General features: G+C 68.3%; 14 protein-coding genes. 1 reads left to right on the plus strand and 13 read right to left on the minus strand.

Features of this window, described 5'->3' with window-relative positions; translation table 11 throughout:
- Positions 1-83 precede the first annotated feature (83 nt).
- A complete protein-coding gene (locus BLW47_RS06845) occupies positions 84-1106 on the plus strand; it encodes a GlxA family transcriptional regulator (protein ID WP_091553022.1) in 1023 nt (340 codons plus the stop codon).
- Here the strand turns inward: BLW47_RS06845 and BLW47_RS06850 are convergent.
- From BLW47_RS06850 to BLW47_RS06905, 13 genes are all read right to left on the minus strand, one after another.
- Positions 1072-1941 (minus strand): HAD family hydrolase, encoded by an 870-nt coding sequence (locus tag BLW47_RS06850; RefSeq protein WP_175543531.1) that lies wholly within the window; start codon positions 1939-1941, stop codon positions 1072-1074. The two genes, BLW47_RS06845 and BLW47_RS06850, sit on opposite strands and share 35 nt — an antisense overlap.
- Positions 1938-3101, minus strand: coding sequence for a cysteine protease StiP family protein (locus BLW47_RS24615; protein ID WP_139307175.1), 1164 nt, complete (start codon positions 3099-3101; stop codon positions 1938-1940). The genes BLW47_RS06850 and BLW47_RS24615 overlap by 4 nt, the downstream gene beginning before the upstream one ends.
- A complete protein-coding gene (locus BLW47_RS24620) occupies positions 3098-4492 on the minus strand; it encodes a phosphoribosyltransferase family protein (protein ID WP_175543532.1) in 1395 nt (464 codons plus the stop codon). Before BLW47_RS24620 ends, BLW47_RS24615 begins: the two co-directional genes overlap by 4 nt.
- A gap of 17 nt (positions 4493-4509) precedes the next feature.
- Positions 4510-5670: an HpcH/HpaI aldolase/citrate lyase family protein gene (locus tag BLW47_RS06860; RefSeq protein WP_091553024.1), complete on the minus strand. Its 1161-nt coding sequence runs from the start codon at positions 5668-5670 to the stop codon at positions 4510-4512.
- 13 nt (positions 5671-5683) lie between these two features.
- Positions 5684-6076 (minus strand): hypothetical protein, encoded by a 393-nt coding sequence (locus tag BLW47_RS06865; RefSeq protein WP_139307177.1) that lies wholly within the window; start codon positions 6074-6076, stop codon positions 5684-5686.
- Between the two features lie 548 nt (positions 6077-6624).
- Positions 6625-7188, minus strand: coding sequence for a TerD family protein (locus BLW47_RS06870; RefSeq protein WP_091553030.1), 564 nt, complete (start codon positions 7186-7188; stop codon positions 6625-6627).
- Positions 7188-7595: a hypothetical protein gene (locus BLW47_RS06875; RefSeq protein WP_139307178.1), complete on the minus strand. Its 408-nt coding sequence runs from the start codon at positions 7593-7595 to the stop codon at positions 7188-7190. Before BLW47_RS06875 ends, BLW47_RS06870 begins: the two co-directional genes overlap by 1 nt.
- A 109-nt stretch (positions 7596-7704) precedes the next feature.
- A complete protein-coding gene (locus BLW47_RS06880; protein WP_091553035.1) occupies positions 7705-8928 on the minus strand; it encodes a toxic anion resistance protein in 1224 nt (407 codons plus the stop codon).
- Positions 8929-8968: 40 nt separating this feature from the next.
- Complete coding sequence (locus BLW47_RS06885; protein WP_091553038.1) at positions 8969-9544, minus strand: TerD family protein; 576 nt, start codon at positions 9542-9544, stop codon at positions 8969-8971.
- Positions 9545-9597: 53 nt separating this feature from the next.
- Positions 9598-10290 (minus strand): TerD family protein, encoded by a 693-nt coding sequence (locus BLW47_RS06890; protein WP_091553041.1) that lies wholly within the window; start codon positions 10288-10290, stop codon positions 9598-9600.
- 71 nt (positions 10291-10361) lie between these two features.
- Positions 10362-11504 (minus strand): DUF475 domain-containing protein, encoded by a 1143-nt coding sequence (locus tag BLW47_RS06895; protein ID WP_091553044.1) that lies wholly within the window; start codon positions 11502-11504, stop codon positions 10362-10364.
- A gap of 151 nt (positions 11505-11655) precedes the next feature.
- The gene (locus BLW47_RS06900) at positions 11656-12234 is read right to left on the minus strand and encodes a TerD family protein (RefSeq protein WP_091553046.1); all 579 of its coding nucleotides are present in this window, start codon (positions 12232-12234) and stop codon (positions 11656-11658) included.
- A gap of 178 nt (positions 12235-12412) precedes the next feature.
- Complete coding sequence (locus BLW47_RS06905) at positions 12413-12988, minus strand: TerD family protein (protein ID WP_091553049.1); 576 nt, start codon at positions 12986-12988, stop codon at positions 12413-12415.
- Positions 12989-13838 lie beyond the last annotated feature (850 nt).

A 13838-nucleotide genomic window follows, 5' to 3' on the forward strand; every position in this document is an offset into this window, starting at 1 on the left:
TTGCGGCAACAACAGTGGCGGCATCGCCAACCCTCGACGGATGAGCGCCACGCCCCGGCTTGGCACCGGAATAGCATCAGCGGGTGCACATAGTGGCGGTGGTCGCGTTCGATGGCGTCATCGGCTTCGACCTGGCAACCCCGCTGGAAGTGTTCGGCCGAGCCCGCCGGCTCGACGGGCGACCCGCGTACGACGTCCGCGTGTGCGCCGACCGTGACCAGATCGACGCTGGCGCCTTCACGCTCCGCGCGCCGTGGAGCCTGGACGCGTTGAGCGCCGCGCACACCGTCGTCGTGCCCGGGGTCGCCGATCCCGGGGCCGCCGTCCCGCCGCAGGTGCTGGACGCCCTGCGGGCGGCTGCAGCCCGGGGAGCACGCGTGGCATCCATCTGCGTCGGCGCGTTCAGCCTCGCCGCGGCGGGCCTGCTCGACGGCCGCCGCGCGACAACCCACTGGGCCGCGGCGGCCGCGCTGGCACGGCGCTATCCCGCCGTGAACGTCGATCCAGACGTCCTCTACGTGGACGAGGGGGACGTGCTGACCTCGGCCGGCGCCGCGGCCGGGCTCGACCTGTGCCTCCACATGGTCCGCTGCGACCACGGAGCCGCAGTCGCCGCCGAGACTGCCCGGCTATCGGTGATGCCGCTGGAACGCGCCGGCGGGCAGGCCCAGTTCATCGCGCATGAGCCGCCGACGGCGGACGGTTCATCCTTGCAACCACTGCTGGAGTGGATGGCCGAGAACGCCGCCCGCGACCTCAGCCTCGGTGACATGGCGGCCCGAGCCGCTGTCAGTAGCCGGACCTTGATCCGGCGGTTCCGCGAGCAGACCGGCACGACGCCGATGCAGTGGCTCACCCGCTGCCGGGTGCGCCGGGCGCAACAACTGCTGGAGACGAGCGACGTGCCGGTGGAGCAGGTCGGCATCCGGGCAGGCTTCGCGGCAGCCACGACGTTCCGCGAGCGCTTCAAGGAGATCGTGGGCGTCAGCCCCTGGGCGTACCGGCGCGCTTTTCAATCGTCCCGACCGCGCAGCCCGGCGAGCGCCAGAGCCGTTGACACAAGTCGAGCGATCAGCACGGCAGCCGGCGCTCGGGATCATGGCTGATGGTCGAGGTTGAGTCGGCGGGTGCAGTGGGATCGTATTTCTGCGCGGTGGCGGCGAACCACTCTAGGATCGCTTCCCCTGCGAGCACGCCGGTCTCCGAGGTACGGGTCACGTGCGGCGCGGACCAGTCGGTGTCGAAGAGTTCGCCGTGCCGCGGATGCACCCCTAGGTCGGCGCTCTCCAGCAGGTCGATGTCCAGCAGTGAGTCGCCGGCCGCGAGCACGATCGCGGCGTCGATCCGGCGCGCCACCTCGCGCACGGCGGCCGCCTTCGTCAGCGTCTTCGGCACCCAGTACAACTTGCGGCCCTGCAGCGACGTGCCCCAGCCGCGTCGCACGGCCCATTCGGTCGTCTGCGTGAGAAACTCCGTCGGCATCCGAATCCGGTCGATCACGGCGTAGCAGAACAGGTCCTCCGCGTTGCGCAGCTTGGTCGTCCACGCCTGGTCGCAGACCCGGCCGAGATACGCCCACACCTCGTCCAACGGCGCCGCCTCGGCCAGCCGTCGCCGCACCTGCGTGCTCCAGGCCGCGTCGACCTGCCCGTCCACCAGCAAGATTCCGCCGTTGGCCGCGACCGCGAACCGCTGCGGGCCGCCCGGCAGGGTCACCCGGTGAAGTTGCTCCGGCGTACGCGTCGTCGTCGGCATCACCGTCGCCACGCCGGACAGGTGCCGCGCCAGTTCGCCGGCTCGCTCGGTCATGAACGACGCTTCCCGCCCGAGATAGTGCTCTACGCAGATCAGCCGCGGGCGCTCGCCGGTCGCCAGCGCGAGCGCCGCCTCGGAGTAGATCAGCGTGCGGTCCAGATCGCTGGCGACGAGTACGCGGCTCACGCCGGCACCTCTCCGGGGGTGTCGCGCGTGTAGTTCGGCCGGATCAGGCCTACACAGCGGTAGGGCAGGTCGTCGACGAGTTCGACCGGCACGCCGCGCTGTTCGGCCAGCATCGTGACGGGGGCCAGATCGCCGGTCGCGTCGGCGCGTACCAGGATCTTCCACGGCACCCGGCGCAACAGCACCCTGGTCGTCTCTCCGACCCCCGGTTTGACGAGGTTCACGTTGTTGATCCCGTACTCGGCGCTAATCGCCTCGGCTGCGGACCACCCGGTCCACGTCGACGACCGGTTCCCGGCGAACACGGCCGGCCACTCCGCCGCGACTGCGTCGGCGACGGTCGGAAACTCGGCGACGATCGCGTCGAGGAACCGGCGGGACACGTCGACGTCGGCCAGGTGTGCGTAGAACTTGGCGCCGTGGAACTGACCGGGACCGATGAGCTCGTCGTTGAGCACCGTCCGGGACACCAGCCCGGACACCGTCGAGTTCAGGCAGGCCGACGGGATCAGGGTGTCCTCCCGCGTGCCGTAGATCTCCACACATTGGCCGGTGTCGGCGAGCACCGCCATCTCCGGTGCGAACCCCTGCCCGTCGCCGAGGCCGAGCTCCGCGTTGGCTTTCGTGACGGCCTCGGCGAGCTCACGGGTGATCGCTCCCTTCCCGGTCCAGCCGTCGACGAACATGATGCTGGTCGGGTCGTGGTGCGCGGCGAGGTATCGCAAGGCGACCGTGTCGATGCCCCGGCCGCGGACAATGCTGAGCGAGTAGTGGGGAACGTCCAGGTCGTGCGCGAACGCGGCCCACCGTCGCATCAGGATGCCGACCGGAGTGCCGGCGCGGGCCAGCGATACGAGGACGACGTCGTTGCCGCGCTCGGCGAGCACCATTTCGGTGACGACGCCGACCGCGTGCGCCAGCCGCGACGCCGATGCGACGAGCACATCGCTGAACAACTGCTGGTACTCCGCGCTCGGCTGGTACTCCACCGGCAGCGATTCGGCATAGTGGGCACGGCCTGACTGGACCGCCTCCTCGCGCTCTTCGGTGGGTGCCTCGAGCTCGACGTGCGAGAGGTCCGTCAGCAGCCAGGCCACCTCATCCGCCGCGTATGAGCCGAAGCCCGGTCCGTACAGGGGTTCCGGCAGGCTGGTGTTCACTCGGCATCTCCGAAGCAGTAGGAGGGCAGCGCCAGCAGATGGACCTGGTCACAGCAGCCGGCAAGCTGGTCGAGCAGGCCACCGGGTGCGTGCAGGGCATCGGTGTCACCAGCGTCATCGACGACGAAGACGATGTCGGTGAAGCCCGCTGCGATGTTGTACGCGTACCGTGGCGCCGGCCCGTCGTCCGGATCGTCGTGGCTCGGGAAGCAGAGCACGGTACGGATGGCGTAGCCGGGGTCGTCGACGGCGAGCACCGGTGACCGCGTCGTGGCCGAGAAGCGTACGTCGGCGGTGTCCGACAGCCGGCCCGTCAGGTGGTTCGCGATGAGCAGCGGCGCGTACATCAGCTCCTCGAACCCGAGTACGAGGACCCGCTCGCCGGTGAGCTGGGCGGCTAGCTGAACCGCCACCTTCTCCGCGGCGGTGTGCAGGGCAGCGCGGTCGTAGCTACCGAACCCGTGCCGGCCGCCTTCGCGGGCCCCGCCCCAGCCGGCCACCGGCACCGGTATCGGCGTGGCCTGTCCTGAGCGGACCTCGTACGTCGTATCGTGTTCGGCGACGAGCCGCTGCCCGGCGCCCAGGATGCCGGCGGGAAGCTCGATGCAGCCCGCGACCAGCGCCACGACCTCGATGGCGGCGCCGAGCGACGTTCCCAGCCCGGCCATTGCCTTCCGATCGTCGTCCGACCGCAAATCGACAAGAGTGGCGATCACGTACCGGGACCGGGGCGAGTACGCATGCAGGGCCTGGATCGTGTTCAGCGCCGTCCGCCCGGTCGACAGTTCGTCGTCGACGAGGACCAGCGGCCCGGACCGGGACAGGATCTCCCGGTCCTCCGGCAGCAGCAGGTGGCTGGTGGCGTGGCTGTGCTCCTCCTCGAACCCCCCGGCCGCGTCGGCGCCGGCGCAGCGGCGGCGGGTGGAGTGCAGGTAGTCGGCGTCCAGCGCGTCGGCGACCGCATGCCCGAGCGCGGTCGCCGTCTCGGCGAACCCGAGAACGGTCGTCGACGAGACGAACCCGGCAACGGTCATCGACCCGGCCGACTCCCGGGTAGCGCACAGCGCCAGCAGCGCATCTGCGGCGTCGGGCGAACCGTCGAGAGCGGATTTCAGCAGCCCTCCCCCGGTCTCCACGATCCCAGTGGACTCACCGGTGAGCGCATCGGCGACCAGGGCACCGAGCAGGCGGCCCGCGCCGTACACGATTCTCGGGTCTGTCGGCACATGCTTGCCGAGCACCGAGGAGACCAGCAGGTGCGCCCGGCGGGGGTTGCGTCGCAGCGCCAGCCCGGTGAGGTCGGTCAGGTGCAGTGGCGACTCGGGCGAGTCGGACACGAGCCGGATACCGAGTCGGTCGGCGACCCAGCGGCCGCTCCACACGCCGTTCACCGGCGACACACCGCGCCTCACTGGTGCAGTCCCGCGCCGAGCAGGTCGACGAACGAGATGTGCTCGTTGGCGACCCCGAACACCTGCGCCCGTCGCATGATGCGGTCGGCCCACGCCGCGTGCGGCTTGCTCTCGTTCATCTTGTTCCGATAAACCGACGCCCGTACCCCGCCGCCGAAATTGGTGCCGAGAATGTCGGCGGCGTCGCAGTACTCCTCGTGCGTGACGACCGACAGGGCGTGCACGGCGGCGACGTGGGTGGGGTGGATGACCGTCTTGCCGGTCAGCCCGTTGGCCTTGTCCAACGCGATTTCGCGGATGAGGCCGTCGAGATCCTTCGCGATCAGTTCAGTCCGCAACGCCCGCTCGGAGTGCTCGGCAAACGGCGACTCCCGCAGCTGCGGCTTGAACATGCGCTCGCTACCGGAGAAGTACTCCCACACCGGACCGGTGACGACGAAGCTCGTGTCGTCGGCGCGGGCGAACACGTTCACGACGTCGGAGATGAGATCGGCGATCACGCGTACGTCGTAGACCGACAGATCCCGGGAGCGGCGCAGCCCGTACGCCGAGGACAGGTCCGTCGCACCGATGCGGACGGCGAGGATGAGGTCGCGGTACTCGGTCAACAGTCGCTGCACGCCGAGAAGCACGTCGGTACGCGACTCGGCGAAGATGACTTCCGGCGACTCGAGAACGGGCATCGCGAGGAGCCGGCGTCCGGTCCGCACACCGGCCTGGGCTACGGCGTCGAGGAAGGCGGGGCCCGAGTCCTCGGTGAACTTCGGCAGTACGAACCCGGTCAGGACGCCGAGGTGCTCGCCGAGCGCCTCCACGATCCTCGGGATCTGCCCCGCCGACCTGACCCGGACGAACAGCAACGGTCCGTCGGCGCCGGTTTCCGCGTACGCGCGCAACTGCGCGATCGCGTTGGCCTCGGCGGTCACGAGTTCGCTGTCGTGGATGGCGTCCTCCAGGCAGACGACCATGCTCAGTACGCCCTGGGCGCCGCGCCTGGCGATGTCCGCGGCCAGGGTGGTCCGGGTCGCCGGGCTGTACAGCGTGGCGCCCAGCGCGACGGCGAGCAGGTCAACGTCGTCGGCGGAGGTGAAGTGCTTCGGTGCGCTGAGAAACAGCCGCTCCCGATCGGGATCGGATAGGAAATCGAAGTGCCGCATAGCTGTTCCTCTGTTATCCGACCGGGGTCCTCGCGTCGAGCCAGGTGATCCGGTCGAAGCCGTAGGCGTTGCAGGCGTCGCGAATCGTTCCGCTGGCCACGTCCATCTCGGTCCGGAGCACGAACTCTCCGCGGACGTTGTAAAGCGACAGGAACACCACGACGCCACCCTGCGGGGCGGCGTCGAGCGGGACCTTGATCCTGGCGTACCCGAACGTCGTCACGACGAGCGCGCCCTGCCAGCGCAGCCGACCGGCGCTCGGCGAGTACCCGTAGATGATCAGGCGCTCGATCTCCCGGGACTGTCTCAGGTCGAGGCTGATGCGTTCGTACTGGTCGCGATGCGCCACGATGACCGGTCGCGTCGAGTTGTACGGCGCGGTGTGCCTGCCGTCGGCAGACTGCACGGTGGACGTATGACCGGACCGGAGCTGGTAGGCGCAGCCGAGCCGGAGGTCCCCCACCGTCTGCGGGCATACCGCGGTGAAACCGAGCGCTCCGATGCCCGACTGAAGCCGCGTGAGCGTCACGGTCGGCGCGTGGGGAGTCAGGACCGTGGGCGCTCCCGGCCGGGTTCTGTTCACGGGCCTCAGCGGTACCGGTGGCGGCGTCGGCTTCCTGGTGGCGGGTGCCCGGCTCGGCGTGCCGGCGTTCGGCGGCGGGCCCGAGAGGTCGAGCGAGGTCGTTCCACCCGGCGACACCCGCGCCGGCACTGAAGCAGGAGCACGAGCCGGACCCGTAGCAGCCGGAGGTGACAGGTCCAGATCACCGGACGGGGTGACAGTCCCGGTGCCCGGCGTGTTCCGCGTCGGCCGGGGTCCCCGGGACTGGAGGAAGTCCGCGAGCACCGGATTCGAGGCCCGAGCAGGCGTGGTGGGCGCGGCGCTGGGACGCGACCGACGACGAAGGAAAGGCAGATCGGTACGCATCAGCGCGTCCTTGGGCGACGGCAGGCTCATAGCGTCAGCCCGTAGTCGGCGGCGACGCCGGCGATCCCCTTGGCGTAACCCTCGCCGATGACCTTGAACTTCCACTCGCCGTTGTGCCGGTAGATCTCGCCGAGCGCGATCGCGGTCTCGTTGGTCAGCATGCCGGACAGGTCCTCGGACCGGACGAGTTCGCTGTTGTCGGCCAGGTTCAGGACACGCAGACGGCACTCCTTTAGCTGCCCGAGAGCACGGCGGCGCGCGGTGCCCTCGTTGATGTACAACACCAGAGTGATCCGGGCGATCGTGTCGGGTACACCGTTGAAGTCGATCTCGATCTGCTCGTTGTCGTCGCCGAGCGCCTGCTCCAGCTGGTTCACGGACAGGTCGGGCGAGCTGAGCTGGTTGAAGAACACGAAGTGCTCGTCGGAGACGGCCTTGCCGGCCGCGTCGCACAGGATGGTCGCGACGACAAGGTTGTCCGAGAGCGGCGTTTCGGCCCCGGCGTCCCACCTCACCCCGACCACGACTCCGGTCAGGTGGGGGTTTTCCCGGGTGAGTGCGGCGTTCGCGCCCCGCTTCATCGCCGCCATCAGAGGTCCAGGTCCGATCGAGAAAACTTGGTACGCAAGAAACTCCCCTGTGCCATCAACGCGTCCGCATCCTGAGCCCGGCTCGCGGCGAGGGCGGCCGACGCCGAATCCCACAGCGACTCGAGCTGTTCCTGTAGCGACTGCACCGGGGTGCGGCCCCCGGCCCTCGGCACGTCGTGCTGGGTCGGGTCGAGGGCGAGGAACGTCCGGAGGGTGGTCGGGAGATAGTCGGTCACGATTCCCTTGACCAGCACCACCGCGTAGACGTCCAGGGGGCGGACGTCCGAGCTGTCGATTATCTCCCGGACCGTGTCGGTCACCCGGCGGGCAGTCACGACCGACTCCACCGGCAGCCGACCGGAGCTCTGGTTGATGTACCGGACGAGCTGGTACAGGCCGTGCCGCAAGGCCGGGGGGCTGTCCTCGGAAGGGGACGCCTGCTGTGGCGGCCGGGCATCCCGCCCTCCCCCGAACCATGGCACGGCAGACGTCCCTTCCTACGACTGGTCAGTTTGCTCAGGAACCGGCGCCCTCGGCACGGCGGGTCCGCTCCAGGTACGGCTTGGCACGCTCGATCTGCTGCTCCAGCGCGCTGACGGTCTGGGCCATGCTGTCCACCGCCTGGGCGCGGAACGTGTCGACGGCGTCCATCGTCGCGAAGACGTTGTCGAACGCCGCCTGCAGCTTGGAGATGTCGATGGTGGAGCTCGCCGCCTGCTCGTTGATCTGCGCGCCCTGCATGCGCAGCTGGGCCGAGGTGGCCTCGATCATGTTGGACGTGACCGTGTTAAGGGCGGTGATCTGGTCGAGCACGAGCTTCTGCCGGGCCAGCGCCTGCGCGACGATGACGGCGGTACGCAGCGCCGCGAGGGTGGTCGTCTGGGCCCGGTCGACGCCCTTGATCAGTTCGATGTTGTTCTTCCGGACCAGGTCGAGGGCCATATACCCCTGAACCGCGACGGCCATCTGCGTCATGATGTCCTGCCGGCGCTGCCGGATCGGGAACAGCGCGTCGGACCGCAGCATATTCGCGTCCTCGGTCCTGCCCGTCGCCTCGAGCTCGGCCACCTTGGCCTCGACCGCGGCGTCGAGGGCCGTCGCGAGCTGGTTGTACTCGCTCAGCTTGCCCATGTTGGCCCACATGTTGGCCTTCTCGACCTCGATGCTCGCGTTGTCCTTGCGCAGCTCGTCCTGGCCGGAGTCGAGGGCCTTGATGATCGCGTTGAGGTGACTCTGCGCCGACTGATACTTGGCGAAGTACCGCTGGAGCTTGTCACCGCCCGGCAGGAACTTGAGGATCTTCTTCGCGCCACTCAGGTCGGCGCGTCCCGGGTCGAGCTCCGTGACCGTGTTACGCAGATCGACCAGCGTGTTCGCGACCCGGGTCTGCGCGTCACCGGCGGTGCCGGTCCTGGCGTTGCGCACCGCCGCGGCGGGGCGCTCCAGCATCCTGTTGGACACGCTCGCCGCGGCCCGCATCTCCCGGTCCCCCATCGACGCGATCGCGCCGACCTTCTCGGCGAAGGCGGGCGAGCGCATGTCCAGCGCGGCCAGTTCGGCGACGAACGCGTTCGCCTTGGTCCGCAGCTCGGCCTGCTTGGCGTCGTCCAGCGGCACCGCGCCGGCTGCCTGCTCCTTCTCGACGGTGACGACGGGAGCGGGCGGAGTGAGGACAAGCGCGTTACCGGGAGCTGGGGGCGTTACCGGTGCTGCGCCCGAACCGAGGTCGAGTTCGGACATCTGGGGTACTCCTTGGACTCGGAAAATGGCAGAAGGCGGGTTACAGGTGGGACGCGATCGCCGGGATGAGGTCCCGGATCGTTCGCCCGGTGGCAGGAGCGCCGATCGCCGTCATGGCCCAGCCCTGCCCGTCGCGGGCGACCTTCGCCATGACCTGGGCGGTGTGCCGTCCCGAGCCCGACAGGTCGTACCGAGCGATCTCCTTGCCATCGGTCTCGTCGATCAGGCGGCAGAACGCATTCTCGATCTGGGAGAAGTCCTGGCCGGTGAACGAGTTCACGGTGAAGACGAGGGTCGTGACGTTGGCGGGGACGCGGGACAGGTCCACCCGGATCGACTCGTCGTCACCGTCACCGTCGCCAGTCAGGTTGTCGCCCGTGTGCTGGACGGAACCGTCGCGGCTCTTCAGCTGCCGGAACCACACCTCATCGACCAGTTCACCACCGGCGTTGAAGAGCAGACAGGACGCGTCCAGGTCGATCGTCTGCTTCTTCATGCCGAACAGACCCTTCTTCGGCGCCGCATCCCAGCCCAGGCCCATCCGTACCCGGGTCAGGGTGCCGCCGGTGGCCTTGGACAGGGAGACTTTCTGCCCCTTGGTCAGGCTCACGCTCATGCTCGTGCCTCTTTCCTGGTCACTGTCGAATACGGACTTCGTGAGGCTGCGCGCTACTTGCTGCCCGCGGCCCAGCGCATGCCCCAGCCGTACGCGCGATCGAGGTCCCGCTGACTGCCGTTGATGTAGGTGACTTCGCGGCGCACCGACAGGTCACCGCCGTTCGACTCGATCATCGCGATGCCGCAGATCCGGGCACCGTCGCGGGAGTCGTCCAGGCGCACCTCGACCTGCGGGCCGGCCGCCGGGTAGAGCGTCACCACACCGTCGGCCGCGGCCCAGTTCGGCACACCTTCGTAGATGAGGGCGAAGACCATGACCCGGCGGATCTGGTTGGCGTACGCCAGGTTGATGTACAGGTTCTCGCCGGCCGAGTTCGTCCCGGACCGGTCGTCGCCGTCGAGCCAGATGACCGCCTCCCGGGCGCCGTATGGCTGGGCGGAGAAGGCGTTGCCGAGTGCCTGCACGACGCCCTTCGACCCGTCGACGAACTCGTACAGGCAACCCAGGTCCAGGTCGATCGCCCCGGAGAGCATGCGCTTGAACAGCCCGCCGCCCTGACCGGCCGGCCGCGCGTTCCAGTTCAGGTTCACCCGCAGCACCCCGGTGGCGGATCCCTGCTTGGTCAGCGACACCGTCGGCGCAGCCTTGGTCAGCGTCACCTTCGACAGCGACACCGGGCCGCCCTGGCCCGCGTGCTGCGGCTGCGGGTCCGGCTTGGGGCGCTTGGTGTAGTCGATACCCATTGGTCCTTGTTTCCTCTTTCCGGTCCGCGTACGTGTGCAGGGCGACCCGATGTGGCCGGTCGGCTCGGGTGTCAGACCGAGACGAGCTCGCGCGAGTCGTCGTCCACGGCAGAGTCGCCGTTGCGCCGGTTTCGCACGATCGAGGACACGAACGCGGCGGCGATCAGACCGACTCCGACGAGGCCGGTGACGACCTCGGGGATCTCGTACTTGATGCTGATCAGCAGGCAGGCGGCGAGCGCGCCGATGGCCCACTGCGCGCCGTGCTCGAGGTAGACGTACTCACTCAGCGTGCCCTTGCGGACCAGGAAGACGGTCAGCGACCGGACGTAGAGCGCACCGACACCGAGGCCGATGGCCATGATGATCGGGTCGTTCGTGATGGCGAACGCGCCGATGACGCCGTCGAAGCTGAACGAAGCGTCGAGCACTTCCAGATACAGGAAGGAGAAGAACGCCGCCTTGCCGACCTTGACGGCAAGCTGGCTGTTGCCACCGCGGTTGACCACCTCGTCGAGGCGCTCGGCACTGCCGTGGATGCCCGGCAGGTTCTGCACCTCGGGGCCGTCCTCGTCCGACTCGAACACCTCACCGAGACCGTTCACCAGGATATAGGTGACCACGCCCAGGATGCCGGAGACGAGCACGGTGGCCGTCTTGCCCTCCGGGGCGAACGCGTAGGCGGCGACCGCGACCGCGACCATCGAGACGACGACGGCCAACTGCTCAAGCTTGCCGACCCGCGCCAACGGGCGCTCCAGCCACGACAACCACTTGAGCTCGCGCTCCTCGAAGACGAAGTTGAGGAACAGCATCAGCAGAAACACGCCACCGAAGGCGGCGATGGCCGAGTGCGCGTCATGCATCAGGTACCCGTAGGTGCCCGGGGTGTGCGGGTCACCCTTCTCCAGCGCCAACTGGACCGCCTCGACCGGGTTCAGCTTGGCGGTAACCCCGACGATGACGAGCGGGAAAACCAGCCGCATGCCGACCACCGCGATCGCGATGCCGAGCGTGAGGAAGAGCTTCTGCCAGAACGGGCTCAACCGCTCCAGCACGGTCGCGTTGACGACGGCATTGTCGAAGGACAGCGAGATTTCGAGGATGATCAGGATCGCGGCGATCGCCAGACCCGTGGGCCCGCCGTACAGCATGGCCGCACCGAGACCGAGGATGGTGACGGCGAAGGATCCGCCGAACGTTTTCAACAGCACGTCTTTCCCTTATCTACCGGGACCGGGGCCCTCAAAGCGGTGGTCATCTCCGCCTCGACGGCGGTTGTGGTGATGCGTCGTGGCCGGACATCGCACCAGCCACGACGCATCACCACCTCAATCCCCTGGCAGTTGCGACCAGGGGCTGCGATCAGCCGACGTTGACGCCGAAGTCGCGCGCGATACCGGCGAGGCCCGAGGCGTAGCCCTGACCCACGGCGCGGAACTTCCACTCGCGGCCGTAGCGGTAGACCTCACCGAAGATCATCGCGGTTTCGGTGGACGCATCCTCGGACAGGTCGTACCGGGCGATCTCCGCCTCATTCGCCTGATTCAGGATGCGGATGTAAGCGTTGCGGACCTGGCCGAAGGAGTGGCCGTGGCTGTCCGCGTCGTAGATCGAGACGGTGATGACGATCTTGTCGCACTCCGCCGGGACCTCAACCAGGTTGAGCTTGATGGACTCGTCGTCACCGTCACCCTCGCCGGTCCGGTTGTCACCGGTGTGCTCGACCGAACCGTCAGGGCTGACGAGGTTGTTGAAGAACACGAAGTGCTGATCGGACAGGATCTTGCCGGACGCGTTCAGCATCAGGGCACTGGCGTCGAGGTCGAAGTCCGCCCCGCTGGTCGTCCGCGCGTCCCAGCCCAGACCCGCGATGATGGCGGTAAGGCCGGGAGCCTCCTTCGTCAGCGAGACGTTGCCACCCTTGCTGAGGCTGACGCCCATGTACTGCCTCCCGTGATTCTGATAGGAGCTGCGGTGTCTACGTGCGCCCGGAGTCCCATCGCCCGGAGCACGCCGCGGATGAATGTTCTGATGAACGAAAGCTCAGGAGTTCTCGCCAGTTCGGAGGCCGGCCCGTGGCCGGCCACCGAACCAACGCGATGAGGTGTTGAGGCGACGGTCAGACGTTGACGCCGAAGTCGCGGGCGATGCCAGCCAGGCCGGACGCGTAGCCCTGGCCCACGGCGCGGAACTTCCACTCGTCACCGTGGCGGTACAACTCGCCGAAGACCATCGCCGTCTCGGTCGAGGCGTCCTCGGACAGGTCGTATCGCGCGATCTCCGAGTTGTCGGCCTGGTTGAGCACGCGGATGTACGCGTTGCGGACCTGGCCGAACGTCTGGCCAGTGGCGTCGGCGTTGTAGATCGAGACCGGGAACACGACCTTGTCGATCTCCGCCGGCACGCCGATCAGGTTGACCTTGATCTGCTCGTCGTCGCCCGCGCCGTCGCCGGTCAGGTTGTCGCCGGAGTGCTCGATGGAGCCGTCGGGGCTGACCAGGTTGTTGAAGAACACGAAGTGCTTGTCGGAGAGAACCCTGCCCGCGGCGTCGCAGCCGATGGCGCTGGCGTCCAGATCGAACGCCTGGCCGTCGGTCGTGCGCGCGTCCCAGCCGAGACCGACGATGACGGCGCTCAGGCCGGGGGCCTGCTTGGTGAGCGAGACATTCCCGCCCTTGGTAAGGCTGACTCCCATGGAATCTCCAGTTGCATCAGGTGCAAGCACCATTGCCTGCGTCGTTCTCGACCGCCCGCCACCGGCGACGGCGGTTTGATGTTAGGGGACGTGCACTAGTTTTGATCATCGACAGGCCGACTCCCCCTGCGGCTCCGGCCGCCCCTCGCCGGACCAGTCCGCTGGCCACCCCGCCCTTGGCCTGATGACGCTCGGCCTAGCGGGCGCGGAAAGAAACACGCGTCACTGCCCCGGTCTGGGCACGTACGAGGATGTCGAAAGATCGCTTCGGGAGTAACGGGTCATTGGCGCAGTTCGCGGTCCCAAACGGGCCGAACCACGTAGCCGGTCACCTGCCGGAAGCAACCCTCCCGGACGGTTACCTGCCGGCATAAGCACAGGTATCGTGCCTACTTCCTCGGAACCGAGCGGTGGACCAGGGCCCGGAAAGGTCGTGGCTGGCCGGGTTGATCGGTTGATGTAGAAGCGCCCTTGCTCGCGGCAGCGGGGCCGCCATGACCGATTCAGATCATCGAGCTTATCTACGCCTTGTTGATCGTCCGAGGTGAACCGTACCCGCCTCTGGCATCAGGGACTGCCCCGGCTCGGTTGACGCCTGCCCGACGCTGGCGCCTTCACGCTCCGCGCACCGTGGAGCCTGGACGCGTTGAGCGCGGCGGACGCGGCGCGGCCACCATGACCATCGATTGATGTGATCCAGGTCCGTCTGCGAGTGATCAGGTGTGCCAGGAGACGTCGAGCCTCGGCGAGGCAGAGGGGGACGATTCCGACCCGGTCGGCGCCGCCCCCTTTTGCGCCCGAGTGGGGGAACTGGATCGCTATCGATCGCCGGTTCGGTCGTCCTCCAGAA

This window comes from Micromonospora pattaloongensis (genome assembly GCF_900107255.1).
GTDB classification, from domain to species: domain Bacteria; phylum Actinomycetota; class Actinomycetes; order Mycobacteriales; family Micromonosporaceae; genus Micromonospora_I; species Micromonospora_I pattaloongensis.